Origin of the sequence: Actinobacillus genomosp. 1 (assembly GCF_029774175.1) — a bacterium.
GTDB lineage: Bacteria > Pseudomonadota > Gammaproteobacteria > Enterobacterales > Pasteurellaceae > Actinobacillus.
Genome location: NZ_CP103834.1, coordinates 1,257,374 through 1,278,530, shown reverse-complemented (window position 1 = coordinate 1,278,530; position 21,157 = coordinate 1,257,374). Strand labels below are relative to the sequence as shown.

Here is a 21,157-nt window from a genome sequence, read left to right as displayed (position 1 = left end):
AGGTTTTACAAAATTTTCACAAAACCTTACCGCTTTATTATATAATTTGCGCAAACGATTGCTTTAGCTTTAGAGGAAGAAAAAATGACCACAATTGGCACACCATTAAGACCGAATGCGACGAAAGTAATGATGCTTGGCTCCGGAGAGTTAGGTAAAGAAGTTGTAATTGAATTACAACGCTTAGGCGTAGAAGTGATCGCGGTGGATCGCTATGAAAATGCACCTGCACAGCAAGTTTCACACCGAGCTTATACAATCTCTATGCTAGATGGAGAAGCATTACGAGCATTAGTGGAACAAGAAAAGCCGGATTTTATCGTGCCGGAAGTTGAAGCGATTGCTACGGCAACACTCGTTGAGTTAGAGCAGGAAGGTTATAACGTTGTACCGACCGCAAAAGCAACACAATTAACGATGAACCGTGAAGGGATTCGTCGTTTAGCGGCAGAAGAACTCGGTTTAAAAACCTCTCCTTACCGTTTTGTAGATAATTTGGAAGATTTTAAACAGGCGATTAATGAGATTGGTATTCCGTGTGTGGTTAAACCGATTATGTCGTCGTCCGGTCACGGACAATCGGTGATCAAATCCGAAGATCAGATTCAGCAAGCGTGGGATTATTCACAAGAAGGCGGACGCGCCGGCGGCGGACGTGTGATTGTAGAAGGCTTTATCAAATTTGATTATGAAATCACGCAATTAACCGTGCGTCACGTAAACGGCACGTCTTTCTTAGCACCAATCGGGCATCGTCAAGAAGATGGCGATTATCGTGAATCTTGGCAGCCGCAAGCGATGTCCGAACTCGCGTTAAAATGTGCGCAAGAAACGGCAGAGCGAATTACAACCGCACTAGGCGGACGTGGTATTTTCGGTGTGGAATTGTTTGTTTGTGGTGATGAAATTATCTTTAATGAAGTTTCGCCTCGCCCGCATGATACGGGAATGGTCACCATGGCTTCGCAAGAGCTTTCTCAGTTTGCCTTACACGCTCGTGCGATTTTAGGCTTACCGATTCCGGAAATTTATCAAATTAGCCCGGCAGCTTCCAAGGCGATTGTAGTTGAAGGCAAATCAAATAATGTGAGATTCGGTAATCTTGATAAAGTGTTAGAAGAAATCGGTACGAATATCCGTTTATTCGGTAAAGGCGAAGTAAACGGTCACCGTCGCTTGGGGGTTATCTTAGCCCGTGATGAGAACACGGAAAAAGCCTTGGCAAAAGCCGAACGAGCCTATGCAAAATTAGCGGTACAGCTTTAATGGTTTAATAGACAAAAGTTACATATTTTTCCATTTCACCAAATAACAAGCGGTCAAATTTGCAAAAAAAATCTGCAAATTCAACCGCTTGTTTTGTTATTCGAACTCCAGTTCTACGGCGTTTTCACCGAGTAGAGCTTTGAGTTGGTCGAGCATTTCATCTTTCGGGGTTACTCGCCATTCTACGCCGCTACGTAATAAGGCTCTGCCTTCAGGACTTTGGTAGTAGAAATGTAACGGTAACGTCCCTTCTTTATTCGGTTCGATGATTTCTCGTAATTCTTTTACAAATTGCGGTGTGAGCTGTTCTTGACTAATCGCTAAAGCAAGGCTTTTCGCATAGCGACTGCGAGCTTCGTCTAAAGTAGCTATTTCTCGCACCGACATTTTTAACCCGCCGCTAAAATCATCGAATTGCACCGAACCGGTAGCGATCACAATACGATCTTTCTCTAAAAGATGACCGTAAGTTTCGAGTGCTTCCGAGAATAGTGTCATATCTAATTTACCGGAACGATCTTCAATGGTAGCAATCCCAAGACGGCTGCCTCGTTTGGTTACGGCAATACGTGAACCCATAATAATACCGGCAACGGTAACTACTTGCCCACGGCGTGTTGGTTGCAGTTCATTTAGACGTACTGGCGCATAGTGCGATAACTCTTTTAAGAATCGTCCGATTGGGTGACCGCTTAAATATAAACCGAGTGTGGTGCGTTCACCTTCCAAAACGGTTTGTTCCGACCATTTCGGCGTATTTGCATAGGCATTTTGCACTTCTTCCGGCGTTTCAGTCAGCACACCAAACATATCGCTTTGCCCGAGTGCTTCCATTTTACTGTGTTGATCAGAAGCTTTCAGTGCATCTTCTAAATTTTTCATCAGTGCAGCACGATGCGGGCCTAATTTATCGAAAGCACCCGACATAATTAAGCCTTCAAAGGTACGGCGATTGATTTTTTTCAAATCGACACGTGCGGTCAAATCAAATAAATCTTTGAAGATACCGTCTTTTTCACGCGCTTCTAAAATCGCTTCAACCGGTCCTTCGCCCACGCCTTTAATTGCGCCTAAGCCATAAACAATCTCGCCTTTTTCATTCACTGAAAAACGGTGTTTACCACTGTTTACATCAGGCGGAACAACGGTTAAGCCCATATTGATACATTCGTCATAAAAGCCAACAATTTTGTCGGTATTATCCATCTCCGAAGTCATTACCGCTGCCATAAATTCGGCAGGGTAGTGTGCTTTCAGCCATAATGTTTGGTAAGAAACCAACGCATAAGCGGCAGAGTGCGATTTGTTAAAACCATAGCCGGCGAATTTTTCCACCAAGTCAAAGATTTTCATCGCAAGATCGCCATCAACACCTTGTTTGATTGCCCCTTTTTCGAAGATTTCACGCTGTGCCGCCATTTCTTCCGGTTTTTTCTTCCCCATTGCACGGCGTAATAAGTCCGCGCCGCCTAAGGTATAGCCGGCAAGTACCTGTGCGATTTGCATTACTTGTTCTTGGTAAACGATAACGCCATAGGTCGGATCTAAAATCGGTTTAAGCGATTCGTGCTGATATTGTGCATCAGGGTAAGAAACTTCTTCATGACCATGTTTACGGTCGATAAAGTTTTGTACCATGCCGGATTCAAGCGGACCGGGACGGAATAATGCCACTAATGCGATAATATCTTCAAAACAGTCGGGCTTCAGACGTGAAATCAGATCTTTCATCCCGCGTGACTCTAGCTGGAATACCGCCGTTGTTTTCGAAGCAAGTAACAAATCAAAAGATTTCTTATCATCTAACGGAATACTTTCGATACGCACTGGTTCTTTGCCTTCTCGGGCTAAGCGTTGGTTAATCATCTCCAATGCCCATTTAATAATGGTGAGCGTACGTAAGCCTAAGAAGTCAAATTTTACTAAACCGGCATATTCCACATCATTTTTATCGAAGTGAGTCACCGGATGAAGCCCTTCCGAATCGCAATAAAGCGGTGAGAAATCGGTAATTGCCGTTGGTGCAATAACCACACCACCGGCGTGTTTGCCGGCATTTCGGGTTACGCCTTCCAATTTACGTGCCATATCGATTAAGTCTTTCACTTCTTCATCGGCGTCGTAAAGTTCCGGCAATTTCGGCTCGGCATCAAAGGCTTTTGCTAACGTCATCCCTGGATCCGGCGGAATCAGTTTAGAAATACGATCGACAAAATTATACGGGTGCCCTAGCACACGACCTACATCTCGGATTACCGCTTTTGCCGCCATCGTACCGAAGGTAATGATCTGTGAAACCGCTTGACGACCGTAAGTGTCGGCGACGTGTTCAATCACACGATCTCGTCCGTCCATACAGAAATCGACGTCGAAATCGGGCATTGAAACACGCTCAGGATTTAAGAAACGTTCAAAGAGCAAGTCGAAGGCAAGCGGGTCTAAATCGGTAATTTTTAACGCATACGCCACTAAAGATCCCGCCCCGGAACCACGCCCCGGGCCAACCGGAATATCGTTATCTTTCGACCACTGAATGAATTCCATTACGATCAGGAAGTAGCCGGGGAAGCCCATTTGGTTAATTACGTCCAGCTCGACTTGCAAACGTTCATCATAAACAGACCGCTTGTCTTTACGTTCTTCCGGATCCGGAAATAGAAATTCCAAACGCTCTTCCAAACCTTCACGTGATTTTTTCACTAAAAAATCTTCGGTGGAAAGATCGCCGGTTGGGAAATTCGGTAAGAAATATTCTCCTAAACGCACGGTCACATTGCATCGCATTGCAATTTGTACCGTATTTTCAATCGCTTGCGGTAAATCGGCAAACAAGGCACACATTTCTTGTTCGCTACGGAAATATTGTTGCGGCGAATATTTTTTCGGGCGTTTCGGATCATCCAAGGTGTAGCTGTCGTGGATTGCCACACGAATTTCGTGCGCATCAAAATCGTCTTCTTTCAAGAACATCACGTCATTTACCGCAACTAACGGTAATTGGTGTTTTTGTGAAAAAGGCACCGCTTGTTGAATATAGCGTTCTTCATCCACACGGCCAGTACGACAGAGCGCGAGATAGTAATGATTTGGGAAATATTGCTGATAAAAGCTAACTAATTCGTCTGCTTCCGCTTCATTTTCTTTGAGTAGAGCTTTTCCAACATCGCCGTTTCGTCCGCCGGAAAGCACAATGATGCCCTCATTTAACTCGGCAAGCCACGCTTTTTCGACTAACGGAAATTCAACATAACCTTGTTGATAAGCTTTTGAAAGTAAAAGAGTAATATTGTGATAACCGGTGTTGTTTTTTGCCAGTAAAGTCAGCTCAAAGAAATCTTCGCTATCCGGTTCGGGGCGAACGAAAATATCCGCACCGATAATCGGTTTTAATCCGGCACCTAACGCTTCGCCATAAAATTTCACCAATCCGCAAAAGTTACTGAAATCGGTTAATGCCATTGCCACCATATTGTTAGCAACCGCCGTTTTGACCAATGGTTTTACCTTAGCCAAACCGTTAATCATAGAGAAATCACTATGGACTTTAAGATGAACGAAACGTTGTTGAGTCATTACGATATTAAAATTGAGATAAGAAAAATTTGAGAGGATTTTAGCATAACTAAGCGGTTAATTTTTTGCAAAATTTTGCAGAAATTTAACCGCTTGTTATTACTTGTTATTAATCACGTTTTTTGGTGAGTAGCCACCAAACAATACTTAAACAGATTAAGCTCGGAATTAACGCACCGATAGCGACCGGTATCCACGAGAAGACAAGCGTCATATTGCCGAATACGATATTGGATACGTAAAACACGAAGCCGGCGATGATACCGATAAATAATTTGGTTCCCATTGCGCTACTGCGCAGCGGTCCAAAGACAAACGAGATCGCAAGCAACATCATCACTGCCATTGAAATCGGCTGATACACTTTACGCCAAAAAGCAATTTGGAAGCGTTTGGAATCTTGTCCGGTTTCTTTTAGGAAGCCGACATAATCGGATAAACCTGAAATAGACAGTGATTCCGGTTTGAGCGATACGATACCTAATTTGCTTGGTGTAATCGTTGTCTGCCAGTTTTTATTGACTTCTTTTGCTTGTTGAATACTGTTATCGGCAAGTGATGAAGTTTGTACGCTTTGTAATGTCCAATTCTCACCATTAAAAATCGCATTATCGGCTTGAGTGACTGATTTTAAGACTTTGTCTTCAAAATGATAAATCGACACATTATTTAATTTTCGCTCGTTTTCGATATGGCGAATATAAATAAAATCATTACCGTCTTTTGCCCAAAAGCCGCCTTTAGTCGATAGCATCGAGCCGCCGCTTTGCGCGATAGAACGCATATTTCGAGCATATTGTTCGGTTTGCGGGATTCCCCATTCGCTAATAAACATAGTGAAAACAATGAGAGGAATCGCCGTTTTCATAACAGCTAGACCGATACGGAAACGGGAAAAACCGGAGGCTTGCATCACCACCAGTTCGCTACGGCTGGCAAGGTTTCCCAAGCCTAATAAACCGCCGATTAAGGCAACCACAGGGATAAATTCTTTAATATCGCTTGGTAGCATTAAAAGCGAGTAGTAAGTGGCGGTTAAAGCATCATAAGAGCCTTTACCGACATCTTTAAATTCCTCGACTAATTTAATGATAAACACCAAACCGCTCGACATTAACAGTACGGCAAAAATCATCGCAATAATAGTTTTGCCGATATAGCGTTCGAGAATATTCATACCAAATAAATTCATTTACGCCACCGCCTTATTACGACTGAAAGAATAACGAATCGCCGACATCCATTTTGTATCCCAAAAGTTCATTACCATGGCTAATATAAAGAAGGCAATCGATACTAACGGCATTAATAAGGTCGCATCTAATTTGCCCGAAGCACCGGAAGATTTAAGCGAGCTTTGTAATAAGAAATAGATCAAATACAGCAATACCGCCGGAATCACTTTCGCAAAACGTCCTTGACGAGGATTCACATTACTCATCGGTACGGCGAGTAATGCCATAAGTGGTACGGCAAAAATCAATGCAAAACGCCATTGTAATTCCGCTTTTGCCTCATTCGATGGGTCTGACAATAATTTAGTGAAATCCGCTCGTTGTACTAATTTCTCATTGGAATCCACATCTTGATAACCGAGATAAGCTTGGTAGTCGTCAAAATGAGAAATTCTAAAATCCGCAATATTTGCCGTACCTTCATAACGCGTACTGTTTTCAAGAGTGAGAATTTGATCGCCGTTCGGTAAACCTTGTAACTGACCGGATTCCGCAACTACTACGGAAGGACGATTTTTCTTCTGTTGATCGGGTTGGAATACGTAAATATCGTTTAATTTATTTTGTTCGTTATTAATATTTTCGATAAATAATACATAGCCGCCGGCACTCATAAATTGCCCCGCCGATAATGCGGAAAAACGAGGGTTGGATTTCGCTTCTGCCAACATTTCACTCTGTTTATTGATTGCCCAAGGGGTGAGCCAAAACACGTTATACACCGCAAGTGCCGTAGTAAAAATAGAAAGAAATAATGCGACTTTAGTTAATAAACTCTGACCGATACCGCACGCTCGCATCACGGTAATTTCACTTTCGGCATAGAAGCGTCCCAGAGTGAGTAACAATGCTACGAATAAGGAAAGCGGTAGCATAAATTGAGCTAAAGCGGGCATACCCAGCCCTAATAAACTCAATACTAAGTCGGTCGGTACTTTTCCGCTGACCGCAGAATTCAGCACACTAATTAACTGTTGGCTGAAAAACATCAGTAGCAAAATAAACAGAATAGCCAACTGACTTTTAAAAATCTCTTTCGTTAAATATCGACTTAAAATCACAATGTATCTCTCGTATTAGCCGCCGGTTTATCGGCAACTATAAAAAACGGGGGCAAGCGGTTAAATTTCAAGGAGAATTTGCAAAATTTTTTCCAAAAAAGACCGCTATAAAAGTGCTAATCATACCTTTTTTAGCGATAAAAATCACGAGAACAATCTTAGTTTTATCAGACGGCTATGTTCGTTAAGACTAAGATTATCGTGTTTTAGCGGTAGATTTTTTTAAAATTAATTTTTTACCTTCACGATTAACCACTTCAATTTGATTCGGTGCCACTCTGTCTTTGTGAGAAATAGCAATTAAATTATCGTGTTGCGCACTATTCTCAAAGTTACCTTTCAACGTGAGAGTGTTGATATCAACCTCTTTATCAAACACTAAGAAAGTACCTAACGGTGTGACACGAATATTTTGTAAACCGAGTTTTTCTTTGCTTGTAACTTGATATTGCGGTGCTTTTTTAGATTTATATTGTGCGATGATTTCTTGGTTGGTGACAACATCAATGATACTTTTGAGTTTTTGCGCACTTTTGTCGGTTAAATCGGGCGTATTACTGCTCATTTGGGCATTTTCGGTATTTGAAGTACTTTCGTCATCGGAAGAAAAAACCGCCTCTCCGATAAATTGTTCCGGAACTGCTTTATGAGTGATTAAAGGAGGTGTGTTTTTTTTCGATGCGACCAAAAACAGGCGATCTTCAATCTTCTCAAAACGAATATCGGCATCGGGTATTTGTGAAGTTAATTGTTGAATAAGCGTTTTAATCGCCACTTCACCGTTATTCGGTATGGAAACCTTACGGGTCGTATCTAACTCATAGGCGATAAAACCGATTTTTAGACGTTGCGCCAGCTGTTGCAGTAAGTTTCCCGCTTCTCCTTCATAGGTAATTTTGAGTTTGGCTTGTTCGTAGCGGTTAAAGAGAGAGCTGTCATCGGCAATAACTTGAGGCGGTAGAAAAATAAATGCCATACCGGAGAACAAAATTTTATTAATTAATTTTTTCATAATTTTTCCATTAACGATGCCGTCAGTTTAATTAAGACAAATATTCTACCGATAAAATTCATCGGGCAGAAATAGGAAGTATTTAGTATAGAATAAGTCGTCCAAAAGGAAAACACTATGCCGGTGTTGTTTATGCGCTAGCGAGTGGTTTTATAATGTTCTAATCAAACTAACCCTATGAATCTTTTAGATTATTTATCCGAAAATACCTACTTTATCGGCGTTTTTGGGGATTTTAAAAGAAACTTGTTATTTCTCTCATTTTCTACTTGTAATTTTTAAGATAAATCGGTAGGTTATTCGCAATGTGAGTAATGAAAAGTTACTTTAGCCTTTTAATTTTACAAGAAAGGAGTTACGGATGGAATTTAGTGTAAAAAACGGCAGTGTCGAGAAACAACGTACCGCATGTTTGGTTGTCGGTGTGTATGAGCCTCGTCGTTTATCCGCAGCGGCGGAACAGTTGGACAAGTTGAGCGAAGGCTATATCAGCACGTTATTACGTCGTGGCGATTTGGAAGGCAAGGCGGGGCAAACGCTTTTACTGCATAATGTACCTAACGTACCCGCTGATCGCGTGTTATTGGTCGGTTGCGGAAAAGAAAGAGAATTAACCGAACGCCAATATAAACAAATTATTCAAAAAATGGTACAAGCCGTCAGTGAAACGGGGTCGATGGAAGTAGTTTGTTTTCTGACCGAATTACACGTAAAAGGTCGTACAAGTTATTGGAATGTCCGTTTTGCAATTGAGGCGATTCAAGAAAGTGTATACAGCTATAACGATTTCAAGAGTATTAAACCGGAAGTACGCCGAGAATTCCGCCGTGTTATCTTTAACGTAGCAAACCGTAAAGACTTAGCCGATGCGGAACGTGCGTTAGAACACGGTAAAGCGATCTCGACAGGTGTCGCCTTTGCGAAAAACGTCGCAAACTGTCCGCCGAACGTTTGTAATCCGGCATATTTAGCCGAATTGGCAAAGGGCTTAGCCGCAGAGTATGACAACATTCGTACCACGGTAATTGATGAAGCGGAAATGGCAACATTAGGTATGAATGCTTATTTAGCGGTTTCTCGCGGGTCGCCAAATCCGGCGTATTTATCGGTAATCGAATATAAAAATCATCCGAATCCGGAGGCAAAACCCATCGTTTTAGTCGGTAAAGGGCTGACTTTCGACTCGGGCGGTATTTCGATTAAACCGTCCGACTCAATGGATGAGATGAAATACGATATGGGCGGGGCAGCTTCGGTGTACGGGACAATGAAAGCGTTAGCGGAAATGAAATTACCGCTGAACGTAATCGGTGTGCTGGCAGGCTGTGAGAATATGCCGGACGGCAATGCCTATCGCCCGGGCGATATTCTGACCACGATGAACGGTTTAACCGTAGAAGTGTTGAATACCGATGCGGAAGGTCGTTTAGTATTGTGTGATACGCTGACTTATGTAGAACGCTTCGAGCCGGAACTGGTTATTGATATGGCAACGCTGACCGGTGCTTGTATGATTGCGTTAGGTGCGCATAACAGCGGTTTAATGTCCACCAGTAATGTGTTGGCAAACGAATTATTAAATGCGGCGGAACAAGCGGACGATAAAGCATGGCGTTTACCGCTGGGCGAAGAATATCAAGAACAACTTAAGTCGAATTTTGCCGATTTGGCAAATATCGGCGGACGTTTAGGCGGTGCGATTACCGCCGGACAGTTCTTATCGAACTTCACTAAAAAATATACGTGGGCGCATTTGGATATTGCCGGTACGGCTTGGAAGTCCGGTGCGGCAAAAGGTGCAACCGGCAGACCTGTTTCATTGTTAAGTCAATTCTTGATTAATAAAGCAAATAATCAATAAGCGGTCAAATTTTTATCAAAAATTGAAAAGCCCTCAAATATCTCTATTTGATCTGACCCCAAAAAGTTAGACTGTTTTAATTTAAAGACTGAGTTCTGTATTGTACAGGGCTCAGTCCTTTTAATTTCACTTGAATACGCTCATTGTTGTAATAATGAATGTACTCGTGAATCACTTTCTCAAGCTGTTCGAAAGTTTCAAATCGCTTACCAAAGTAACATTCCGTTTTCAATCGCCCAAAGAAACTTTCCATTGCCCCATTATCCAAGCAATTCCCTTTTCTCGACATACTTTGTTTAATATGATGTTTTCTCAGCATGTCTTGATAGTCAGCCATCTGATATTGCCAGCCTTGGTCGGAATGTAAAATCGGTTTAGCGTCCTTAGGCAGTTTTGCGACCGCTTGCTTTAGCATCCGCATCACTTGCTCAAAGTTCGGGCTTCTTGCTAAATCATGGGCAATAATTTCACCATTAAATAAGTCCTTAATGGGCGATAAATAGAGCTTGCCTTCCGCACATTTAAACTCGGTGATATCCGTGACGAGCTTTTCATTTGGCGCCGTTGCGTGAAAATCTTGTTGCAATACATTCTCGGCAATTTTCCCCACGTCACCTTTATAAGAGCGATATTTCCTCTGCTTACATTTTCCCTTTAAATCAAGCTGTTGCATTATTGCTTGAACACGCTTATGGTTAATCGCACCCAAAAAATCACGTAACTTTAACGTAATACGACGATAGCCATAATTGCCATCATTATCCTGATAAATCTCAACCATTTTCTGCCTCATCACGGCATTTTTATCGATTTTAGGTTGTAAGTGATAAAAGAAAGTACTGCGTTTTAAACCTATCAAAGGGAGTAGGATTTCTAAGGGAAAATTCACCCGCAACGTTTTTACGATGGCTGCTTTTGCCGCATTTTTTGTTGGTTGAACTCCCGTAACTTTTTTAGGTAAGCTACCTCCGCTTCCAGCTCTAAAATACGATAACGTAAGCGTTCTTCTTCGGTTTTAGGTGGGGGAGGCATTTGGGGGTATTTCGATTTCATTGTCGGACGACCTTTGGGTTTGGGGAATAAACCGTTTATACCTTGTTTTTCAAAGGCTTTCAACCATTGGCTAATCGAACCTGAATTAGCGATACCAAAATGAAGGGAGGCTCTTTCCGCAGAAAATTGCCCTTTTTTGACCGCTTGTATAACGGTTAATTTGAATTCGGGGGAATATTTTTGCTTCTTACCCGTCACCACTAACCCATTAATTCCGTTATGATTAAATTGAGCAATCCACCGAGTTAAGGTTTTCTTGGATAATTGAAAATATCGTTGAGTGAATGAATAGTTTTTGTCATTTTGAAGATAAAACTCGATGACTTGTTGTTTGAATAGTGAGTTATATTTAGTCATAAAAAAATCTGCACCTTAATCTGTTGGAGTTTTAGTCCAACTTTTGGGGTGCAGATCAATTTTGAGGGCTTTCTATATTTACGAATAAACTTATTCGATACCGACCAATTTATGTGTTTGTAAACTCAATTGCCATTTGGGTTTATTCGCTCGTTGATTCAAAATACCGAGTTGGGTAATGGTTTCCAATAAATTCATTTTGCCATCCACTTCGCAAGGAGAAAGGTAGTAATGTTCAGCGGTAATTTGTGTTTCGATTTGTTCACAAAAACCTTGTACATCGCCTTTGTCCATCACGATACGGACTTCGTTAGCAAATGGAATACACTCTTTCAAATATTTCTCTTGATACATTAGTTTCGGGCTAGTGGCGATATAATCAATTTGTTTTGGGATGGTTTTTAAGCCGTTCGTTTCAATCGCCAACCAATAACCTTCCGCTTTAAATACATCGAGTAATACGCTTAAATTGGTATACATCGTCGGTTCGCCACCGGTAATGATAATATTCTTGGCGGAATAAGATTTTACTCGTTCAAGAATTTTCGCCACGCTCCATTTTTCGTATTCGTTATAGTTGGTATCGCACCACGGGCAAGCCAGATTACATTTGCCTAAACGCACGAAAATGCAAGGTAATCCGGTGTTAAAGCCTTCACCTTGCAGGCTTTCAAAGATTTCGACAATCGGAAATTCAATATTGGGATAAATAATCGCAGTCATGATAAATCGTGTTTTTTCCTGCAATTATCGTGAATATTCACAATATGAGGTTGGCGTTTCCCAAAGGCGAATTAAGCTGACCGGTAAACCGACTTTTTCCAGCTTTTCAAACATATATTTCGCCATTTCTTCCGCTGTCGTGCGGCTTGGAATACCGTAAACTTTAGAGTTTAAATCGATTAACAGTTTGGCAACTTGGCTTTCTCTGTCGCTATTTAAATCGTAGATATAGGCGTGATCCATCGGGTCTAATATTTCACGTTTCACCACCGATTGTAAATCGGAATAATCCATCACCATGCCTCGTTTCGCTCCTTCAGCAACTAAGTCGCCGCTAACTTCCACCTGAAGTTTATAAGTATGTCCGTGTAAGTTTTGGCATTTGCCGTCGTGCCCATCGAGCATATGCGCCATATCGAAACTAAATTCTTTTGCAATTTTAAACATTTTTTTGACCGCTTGTTTTTTCTGATAAGTACTCATTAAGCCCTTTTTCGCGCAATACGCAACTCGGGCAAGTGTGACAACCGCCTTCTACACCTAAATAGCAAGTATGGGTATGTTGCCTGATATAGTCGAATGCACCGAGTTTATCAGCTAATTCCCATGTCTGTTTTTTAGTAAGGTACATCAATGGTGTTCGAATGTTGAAGTTGTAATCCATTGCTAGATTTAAAGTCACATTCATTGATTTCACGAACACATCTCGGCAGTCCGGATAGCCGCTAAAGTCGGTTTCGCATACACCGGTGAAAATGGTTTGGATACCTTGTCCTTTGGCGTAAATAGCGGTGTAAAGTAAAAACAGCGCATTACGACCATCAACAAAGGTATTCGGCGTATTACCTTCTTGCTTAATTTCACGTTCTTCCATCATCGCATTGGAGGTGATGGCTTTGATTACGGAAGTATCAATCAGCGTTTGTTTCACACCGAGATCTTTGGCTATCCATGCGGCTTTTTCCAGCTCAATTGCATGGCGCTGACCATATTGAAAGGTAACCACTTCAACATTTTCCACACCAAATTCTTGAATGGCTTGGAAAAGACAAGTTGTGGAGTCTTGACCGCCGGAAAAGATCACGACGGCTTTTGGCGTTGAGTTCATTTTGTATCCTTAGTTTTGATTTCAAAGAGAATCTTTGGCGTGGGAGGTTTTCGAACCACGAAAGAATAAGCGGTCTGAATTTGCAATTTTTTTGCAAAAAGAGACCGCTTGTCGAAAAGCTATAATAGCAGAATTTATGCTGATTTTCTAATGTGATTTCGGGTCGTTGGTTTTTTGGATAACCGCCTTCAATAAATTTTTAGAGGCTTCTTGTATCGTTTCTCCGTTCAATGATCCGGAACGTTCTCCCCAAATTGACAAAGAAGCACCGATAATATTCTGTGTATTTTGCACGTGATTCGAAGTGTTTTTGCCGTCCCATTTACCTAATGTCCAGTTATTTAATACGTCTTCAGCCGCATATTTACTATCATTATGAATATTAGAACCGGATTTAGGCACAAAATATAAATAATAAGAATTATAATTCAACACTTTAAAACCGCTTGCCAGTAATTCGGGCAAGCCGGCTCTTATTTCGCGTCGATATTTAATATCCTCTTTGGCTTGAGCATCGCCGTCATAGCTCCAATAAGTAATTTCGATATTCCGATTAAGCTCATTTAAGTTGTTTTTAATCAAACCGTCGTTCCAAATACGGGTAATCAGTCCTTTGCTATTAATAAAGTCATTTAACGTATTTACATAACGAATAAATTCGTGATTGTTTTCGACCGCATAACTAAATTCATCTCCACCGATATGAAAGTGTCGGCTGGAATGCCCAAAAATATAAATCACTTCACCGATTAAGGTTTTGATAATTTCAACCGCTTCAGGGTTATTAATATCGATTTCCTCGGCAAGATAAGGCGATTTCAGCCCTTTCACATACTCCTTACCGTGCTTAAGGGTTAAGAGATCAAAAATCGCCGTCATATGACTCGGGCTATCGACTTCGGGGACAATCTCAATGTTTTTCTCTTTCGCATAATAGATAATGTCGTTCAGTTGTTTATAAGTTAAAAACGGCTTATCGGTTTTCGGATTAAAATAAGTCCCGTTTTTCTGTACGGCATTTGCTTCTTGCTGATCCAAATAAGAACTTTCCAGCGCATAGTTCTCATGATCGGAAAAATGTAAATGTAGGAAAGTTCCGCCTGCCTGATGAATGGTGTCGATAAATTGTTTTATCGTTTCAACCGGATAGAAACGACGAGCGATATCGAGGGTTAATCCGGTTTCTTTTTTCGATGAATCCATAGCGTTTGCATAAGCCGTAGTAAAAGACGAGATAAATATCGTCAGTAACAATGTGATTAATGTGATCGTTTTTTTCATAGTGACACTTAAAAATTTAGGGGTAGTGCTATAGACACGCTTTAAAGAAAATAATTCTCAATTTTTTACACATATGAACTGAGCGAGCAAATGAGGATTGAACGGCATAAAAGCAAGTGAATTTTTAGGTGGATAATTTTATTTTTAGCTTATTCACGCAAACGATTGCATTGTGTTATAATAAATTGCATTTTCTTATTTTTGTTGAGGTTATCTGTGAGCAATACACAACTTAGTTATAAAGACGCCGGCGTAGATATTCATGCCGGTAACGAATTAGTAGAACGTATTAAAGGTGATGTAAAACGTACTCGCCGTCCGGAAGTGATGGGCGGTTTAGGCGGTTTCGGAGCATTATGCGCACTACCGACTAAATATAAAGAGCCTATTTTAGTATCGGGTACTGACGGTGTCGGGACTAAATTACGTTTAGCGATTGACCTCAACAAGCATGACACTATCGGTCAAGATTTAGTGGCAATGTGCGTAAACGATTTAGTGGTACAAGGTGCTGAGCCTTTATTTTTCTTAGATTACTATGCAACCGGTAAATTGGAAGTCGATGTGGCGGCGGATGTGATTAAAGGCATTGCGGACGGCTGTGAAATTTCAGGTTGTGCGTTAGTCGGCGGTGAAACGGCGGAAATGCCGGGAATGTATCATGCGGGCGATTACGACTTAGCCGGTTTCTGTGTCGGCGTGGTGGAAAAATCCGAAATTATTGACGGTTCTGCGGTTAAAGCGGGCGATGTATTAATTGCATTAGCTTCAAGCGGTCCGCACTCAAACGGTTATTCATTAATTCGTAAAGTCATTGACGTAAGCGGTGCGAATCCGGCAACCGATACCTTAGAAGGTAAACCGTTAAGCGAGCATTTATTAGCTCCGACCAAAATCTATGTAAAATCGGTACTTCAATTGGTTAAACAGGCGGATGTACATGCAATCGCACATTTAACCGGCGGTGGTTTCTGGGAAAATATTCCGCGTGTACTTCCGGCGACTGCAAAAGCGGTTATTGATGAAAAATCATGGGAATGGCCGGCGGCATTCAAATGGTTACAAGAAAAAGGTAACATCAGCCGTTATGAAATGTATCGTACCTTTAACTGTGGTGTAGGTATGGTTATCGCATTACCGGAAAAAGACGTTGAAACTGCATTAGCCGTATTAAAACAAGCGGGTGAAAACGCTTGGGTAATCGGTAAAATTGAAAACCTAGGTGAAGGTTCGGAACAAGTTGAAATCATCTAGTTTGTAAAAACATTCAGAAATCGAGCCGCTTGTAGCTATACTACAAGCGGTTTTTTTCTAGGAGTTTTTTGTAATGGCGATTTTTCTTTCAATTTACTTTCTTGTTATCAATCTCATCAGCTTTTATCTGATGTATGCAGATAAACAAAAATCAGTCAATAAAACATGGCGGGTTCCGGAATCCAATTTGTTTTTTCTTTGTTTTGTCGGCGGGTTTATCGGGACTTTCTTGGCGATGAAATATATTCGTCATAAAACCAAGCATTGGCAATTTCACGCCGCAGTGATTATATCCGGTTTGTTTTGGATTATCGGCGTACCGAGCATTTACTACTTCTTGATATTTAATCATTAGAATTTCTAATCCGAAACCTCAATTTATATCCTGTACTCTATTCTGCGAAATGTGATTTAGATCACATTTCTTTTTATGCGAAATCATTATGATCTCTACCGAATTTATTACCTGTTATTTTTTTATTTATTGAGGTGAGTTATGAGTAATGTACGTGTTGAAGTGGATCTATTAGGCGAAAGAAAAGTTCCGGCTGATGCTTATTGGGGTATCCACACACTAAGAGCGGTTGAGAATTTTAATATTTCAAATAACACCATTTCCGATGTACCGGAATTTGTTCGCGGTATGGTGATGGTTAAAAAAGCGACCGCATTAGCAAACGGTGAATTAGGTGCAATTCCGAAAAAAATCGCGAAAGCGATTGTAGAGGCTTGTGACGAAATTTTAGTTAAAGGTCGCTGTATGGATCAGTTCCCATCAGATGTATATCAAGGTGGTGCCGGTACATCGGTTAATATGAATACTAATGAAGTAGTAGCAAATTTAGCTTTAGAGTTATTAGGTCATAAAAAAGGCGAATATAGCGTGATTAACCCGATGGATCACGTCAATGCAAGCCAATCAACCAATGATGCTTATCCTACCGGCTTCCGTATTGCGGTCTATAACAGTATCTTGCATTTAATTAAAAAAGTAGGTTACTTACAAAAAGGTTTCGAAGCAAAAGCGGAAGAATTCAAAGACGTGTTAAAAATGGGACGTACTCAGTTACAAGATGCGGTACCAATGACAGTCGGTCAGGAATTTAAAGCTTTCGCTGTGTTATTGGAAGAAGAAGTACGTAATTTAAAACGTACCGCTAAATTATTGTTAGAAGTGAATTTAGGCGCAACTGCAATCGGTACCGGTTTAAATACACCGGAAGGTTATTCGGAATTAGTGGTTAAACATTTATCGGAAGTAACCGGTTTGCCTTGTGTTTTATCAGAAAACTTAATTGAAGCAACCTCAGACTGCGGTGCTTATGTGATGGTACACGGTGCGTTAAAACGTACAGCGGTTAAACTTTCAAAAGTATGTAACGACTTACGTTTACTTTCATCAGGCCCACGTGCCGGTTTAAATGAAATCAATTTACCGGAATTACAAGCAGGTTCTTCCATTATGCCGGCGAAAGTAAACCCAGTTGTGCCGGAAGTCGTGAACCAAGTTTGCTTTAAAGTAATTGGTAACGATACGACTGTTACCTTTGCAGCAGAAGCTGGTCAATTACAATTAAACGTAATGGAACCGGTAATCGGTCAAGCGATGTTTGAATCTATTGATATTCTTGCTAATGCTTGTGTGAATTTACGTGATAAATGTATTGATGGCATCACAGTTAATAAAGAAATCTGTGAAAACTTCGTGTTTAACTCAATCGGTATCGTGACTTATCTCAATCCGTTTATCGGTCACCATAACGGTGATATTGTTGGTAAAATCTGTGCAACAACCGGCAGAGGTGTGCGTGAAGTGGTATTAGAACGCGGCTTACTCACAGAAGCGCAATTAGACGATATTCTTTCAGTTGAAAACTTAATGAACCCGACTTATAAAGCGGCGAAATTTACTGAAGAAGAGTAGTTTCAGCTTAGTTTTATAAACTGACAAGCGGTCGTATTTTGCTATCTTTTTGCAAAGACGACCGCTATTTTTTTATTGAATATTTCAGTGGTTTGAAGTATTGGAGAGCATATGGAAAAAATCACGATTTATCACAATCCTAAATGCGGAACATCACGTAATACGTTGGCATTAATTCGCCATTTAGGGATTGAACCGACAGTGATTCATTATCTTGAAACGCCACCTGATGAAGCTACTTTACGTCGTTTAATTTCGGCAATGGGTATCAATGTTCGAGAATTACTGCGTACAAATGTACCAGCCTATGAGAAATTAAATTTAGCTCAAACAGAACTGAGTGATGACGAACTGATTGCTGCAATGCTTGCCGACCCGATTTTGATTAATCGTCCGATTGTTATCACAAGTAAAGGTGTTCGACTTTGTCGCCCGTCTGAAGAATTTTTGGAAATTTCACCGGTTTCATTGGATAAACCTTTTACTAAAGAAGACGGTGGAGTGATTGAGCCGTAAGAACGGGTTAAAATACCGGTTATGTTATCGTTAGTCTGGTGGATTAATCGCCATAACGCCTAAAAGAAAAGCGGTCGAATTTGCAAAATTTTCTGCAAACTCGACCGCTTGTTTATGGAATTAGCTGTTGCTAATGCTTAATCGGTCATTTTGATAGTCCACCACAACTGGGCTGTTCGGTAATAATTTACCGCTTAAGATCTGTTGTGCAAGCGGATTTTCAAGCTCTTGCTGAATTGCACGTTTGAGCGGTCTTGCACCGAATAACGGGTCAAAGCCGGCTTTGCCGATGTGGTCTAATGCCGCATCCGTAACCGTCACTTCGTAACCGCGTTCCGCAAGGCGAGCGATTAAACGTTGCAATTGAATACGAGCAATCGCACGAATATGTTCTTGACCTAATGAATGGAACATAACGGTTTCATCAATACGGTTAATAAACTCTGGACGGAAATGCTGACCGACAACTTCCATCACCATCGTTTTCACGACATCATATCCTTTATAAGCATTTTCTTGGATTAAATGCGAACCTAAGTTTGAAGTCATAATCACTACCGTATTGCGGAAATCCACTGTACGACCTTGTCCGTCGGTTAAACGACCGTCATCCAACACTTGCAGCAAGATATTAAACACGTCCGGATGAGCTTTTTCCACTTCATCGAGTAACACTACGGAATACGGACGGCGACGAACCGCTTCGGTTAAATAACCGCCTTCTTCATAACCGACATAGCCCGGAGGTGCGCCGACTAAACGAGAGACGCTGTGTTTTTCCATAAATTCCGACATATCGATACGTACCATCGCATCCGGATCATCAAACAAGAAATTCGCTAGGGTTTTGCAAAGTTCGGTTTTACCAACCCCGGTCGGACCAAGGAACAAGAACGAACCAATCGGGCGATTCGGATCCGACAATCCGGCACGGCTACGGCGAATCGCATTTGCCACCGCTTCCACCGCTTCATTTTGTCCGATGACACGGCTGTGTAACACTTCTTCCATACGCAACAGTTTTTCTTTCTCGCCTTCCATCATTTTGGAAACTGGGATACCGGTCGCTTTTGAAAGCACTTCTGCGATTTCCTCCTCGGTGACTTTGGTACGAAGTAGTTGATTTTCACTGCCTTCTTCCTCACGTTTTACCGCTTCGTGTAATTGTTTTTCCAATGCCGGAATTTTACCGTATTGCAATTCGGACATTTTCTCGAAGTTACTTTCACGGCGAGCCTGATCCATTTCAATACGGGCATTTTCTAACTCGGTTTTGATATGTTGCGTACCAAGTAGAGCCGATTTTTCCGCTTTCCAAACTTCTTCCAATTCAGAATATTCACGCTCACGAGCGGTCAATTCTTCATCTAATTTTGCAAGGCGTTGGCGGCTTGCTTCATCTTCCTCTTTTTGTAACGCTTGGCGTTCCAATTTAAGCTGAATGATACGGCGTTCAAGTTTATCCAACGGCTCAGGTTTAGAATCGATTTCCATACGTAAACTGGACGCCGCTTCATCAATTAAATCGATCGCTTTATCCGGTAATTGACGGTCGGAAATATAACGGTGCGAAAGGGTTGCCGCCGCTACGATTGCCGGGTCGGTAATTTGTACGTGGTGATGGATTTCATAACGTTCTTTCAAACCGCGTAAAATCGCAATCGTATCCTCAACGGTCGGTTCGTCCACTAACACTTTTTGGAAACGACGTTCAAGTGCTGCATCTTTTTCGATATATTGGCGATATTCATCTAGCGTAGTTGCCCCAACGCAATGTAATTCGCCGCGAGCAAGAGACGGTTTGAGTAAGTTGCCGGCATCCATTGCACCGTCCGTTTTACCCGCACCGACCATAGTGTGAATTTCATCAATAAATAAGATAACCTGACCTTCTTCTTTGGCTAACTCATTAAGTACCGCTTTTAAACGTTCTTCAAATTCGCCACGATATTTTGCACCGGCAATTAATGCACCCATATCAAGAGAAAGCACACGTTTATTTTTTAAGCCTTCCGGTACTTCGCCGTTTACAATACGCTGTGCCAAGCCTTCTACGATCGCCGTTTTACCAACGCCCGGTTCACCGATTAATACCGGGTTATTTTTAGTGCGGCGTTGTAAAACTTGTACCGCACGGCGGATTTCTTCATCACGTCCGATAACCGGATCTAATTTACCGGCTTTAGCACGTTCGGTAAGATCAATAGTGTATTTTTGAAGAGCTTGTCTGGTTTCTTCTGCGTTTTGATTATTCACGTTTTCTCCTCCTCGAATTTGGCTGATTGCTGCGTTTACTTTTTCTTTAGTCAAGCCAAATTGTTTTAATAATTTGCCTAAATCGCCGTTATCGTCCAGTGCGGCAAGCACGAATAATTCCGATGAAATAAAGCTGTCACCGAATTGTTGCGCCAATTTATCACATTGATTTAACAGGCGAATCAGTTGCTGTGACGGCTGTGTCGTACCGCCGGATACGGTCGGTAAGCGGTTTAAAATCGTCTCTAATTCACTCAACATTCGTTGTGGTTGTACATTGAGTGCGGTAAATAACGGGGCGATAGAGCCGTCTTGCTGTTTCACTAACGCATAAAGTAAATGGGCGGGTTCAATATAGTTATTATCTTTTCCGATAGCTAAAGATTGGGCTTCTGCAAGAGCTTCTTGCAGTTTGGTAGTAAATTTTTCGAAATTCATATTTTTACTCCTAAATTTCATTAATCTGTATCGAGCAGAATTTATACCGCTTCAACGTTGTAATAAATGGAGCTAGTCGAACTTATTTCAAGTGAAAATGTGAAAAAGATCACAAAAAATAAATTAGTACCTCGTTGTAGGTACTAAAATGGCGTATATTTGATTCTTGTCAATAAAAGTTAGCTAAATTGTTCTTAGAATGTTACTAACGTAACGAGTTGGTTACTTTCGTATTTTAA

16 protein-coding genes are annotated in these 21,157 nt (G+C 41.3%); 6 read left to right on the top strand and 10 right to left on the bottom strand.

Annotation, left to right across the window (positions count from 1 at the left end):
* Positions 1–84: 84 nt before the first annotated feature.
* Positions 85–1,266 (top strand): formate-dependent phosphoribosylglycinamide formyltransferase, encoded by a 1,182-nt coding sequence (gene purT / locus NYR63_RS05755; RefSeq protein ID WP_279456660.1) that lies wholly within the window; start codon positions 85–87, stop codon positions 1,264–1,266.
* A 96-nt stretch (positions 1,267–1,362) separates the two neighbouring features.
* Here the strand turns inward: purT and dnaE are convergent, their stop codons facing one another.
* From dnaE to NYR63_RS05735, 4 genes are all read right to left on the bottom strand, one after another.
* Positions 1,363–4,839 (bottom strand): DNA polymerase III subunit alpha, encoded by a 3,477-nt coding sequence (gene dnaE, locus NYR63_RS05750; RefSeq protein WP_279456659.1) that lies wholly within the window; start codon positions 4,837–4,839, stop codon positions 1,363–1,365.
* A gap of 109 nt (positions 4,840–4,948) precedes the next feature.
* On the bottom strand, positions 4,949–6,031 hold the full coding sequence (gene lptG / locus NYR63_RS05745; protein WP_279456658.1) for an LPS export ABC transporter permease LptG: 1,083 nt from the start codon (positions 6,029–6,031) through the stop codon (positions 4,949–4,951).
* Positions 6,032–7,135: an LPS export ABC transporter permease LptF gene (gene lptF / locus NYR63_RS05740; RefSeq protein ID WP_279456657.1), complete on the bottom strand. Its 1,104-nt coding sequence runs from the start codon at positions 7,133–7,135 to the stop codon at positions 6,032–6,034.
* A gap of 196 nt (positions 7,136–7,331) precedes the next feature.
* Entirely contained in the window at positions 7,332–8,147 is an 816-nt protein-coding gene (locus NYR63_RS05735; protein ID WP_279456656.1) for a hypothetical protein, read from the bottom strand.
* A gap of 361 nt (positions 8,148–8,508) precedes the next feature.
* On the opposite strand from NYR63_RS05735, the gene pepA reads away from it, so the two are divergent.
* Entirely contained in the window at positions 8,509–10,008 is a 1,500-nt protein-coding gene (pepA, locus tag NYR63_RS05730) for a leucyl aminopeptidase (protein ID WP_279456655.1), read from the top strand.
* A 76-nt stretch (positions 10,009–10,084) separates the two neighbouring features.
* Here pepA and NYR63_RS05725 read toward each other — a convergent pair.
* The 5 genes from NYR63_RS05725 to NYR63_RS05705 all read right to left on the bottom strand — a co-directional run bounded on the left by NYR63_RS05725 (position 10,085) and on the right by NYR63_RS05705 (position 14,530).
* A protein-coding gene (locus NYR63_RS05725; RefSeq protein WP_279456654.1) for an IS3 family transposase occupies positions 10,085–11,418 on the bottom strand; the annotation gives its coding sequence in 2 pieces (ribosomal slippage) (positions 10,085–10,953 and positions 10,953–11,418; 1,335 coding nt in all).
* Between the two features lie 90 nt (positions 11,419–11,508).
* A complete protein-coding gene (locus NYR63_RS05720) occupies positions 11,509–12,141 on the bottom strand; it encodes a 7-carboxy-7-deazaguanine synthase QueE (protein WP_279456653.1) in 633 nt (210 codons plus the stop codon).
* A gap of 24 nt (positions 12,142–12,165) precedes the next feature.
* A complete protein-coding gene (gene queD, locus NYR63_RS05715) occupies positions 12,166–12,588 on the bottom strand; it encodes a 6-carboxytetrahydropterin synthase QueD (RefSeq protein ID WP_279456652.1) in 423 nt (140 codons plus the stop codon).
* Complete coding sequence (queC, locus tag NYR63_RS05710) at positions 12,581–13,249, bottom strand: 7-cyano-7-deazaguanine synthase QueC (RefSeq protein WP_039197354.1); 669 nt, start codon at positions 13,247–13,249, stop codon at positions 12,581–12,583. The genes queD and queC overlap by 8 nt, the downstream gene beginning before the upstream one ends.
* A 147-nt stretch (positions 13,250–13,396) precedes the next feature.
* Positions 13,397–14,530 (bottom strand): family 20 glycosylhydrolase, encoded by a 1,134-nt coding sequence (locus tag NYR63_RS05705; protein ID WP_279456651.1) that lies wholly within the window; start codon positions 14,528–14,530, stop codon positions 13,397–13,399.
* 216 nt (positions 14,531–14,746) lie between these two features.
* On the opposite strand from NYR63_RS05705, the gene purM reads away from it, so the two are divergent.
* The 4 genes from purM to arsC all read left to right on the top strand — a co-directional run bounded on the left by purM (position 14,747) and on the right by arsC (position 18,224).
* Positions 14,747–15,784 carry a phosphoribosylformylglycinamidine cyclo-ligase gene (gene purM, locus NYR63_RS05700; protein WP_279456649.1) on the top strand — a complete coding sequence of 346 codons (1,038 nt, stop codon included), beginning with the start codon at positions 14,747–14,749 and terminating at the stop codon, positions 15,782–15,784.
* Between the two features lie 73 nt (positions 15,785–15,857).
* A complete protein-coding gene (locus NYR63_RS05695; protein WP_279456647.1) occupies positions 15,858–16,139 on the top strand; it encodes a DUF1294 domain-containing protein in 282 nt (93 codons plus the stop codon).
* Between the two features lie 141 nt (positions 16,140–16,280).
* On the top strand, positions 16,281–17,708 hold the full coding sequence (aspA, locus tag NYR63_RS05690; RefSeq protein ID WP_279456646.1) for an aspartate ammonia-lyase: 1,428 nt from the start codon (positions 16,281–16,283) through the stop codon (positions 17,706–17,708).
* A gap of 111 nt (positions 17,709–17,819) precedes the next feature.
* The gene (arsC, locus tag NYR63_RS05685) at positions 17,820–18,224 is read left to right on the top strand and encodes an arsenate reductase (glutaredoxin) (protein WP_279456645.1); all 405 of its coding nucleotides are present in this window, start codon (positions 17,820–17,822) and stop codon (positions 18,222–18,224) included.
* Positions 18,225–18,344: 120 nt separating this feature from the next.
* Here arsC and clpB read toward each other — a convergent pair whose 3' ends face one another.
* Complete coding sequence (clpB, locus tag NYR63_RS05680) at positions 18,345–20,918, bottom strand: ATP-dependent chaperone ClpB (RefSeq protein ID WP_279456644.1); 2,574 nt, start codon at positions 20,916–20,918, stop codon at positions 18,345–18,347.
* Between the last annotated feature and the right edge of the window lie 239 nt (positions 20,919–21,157).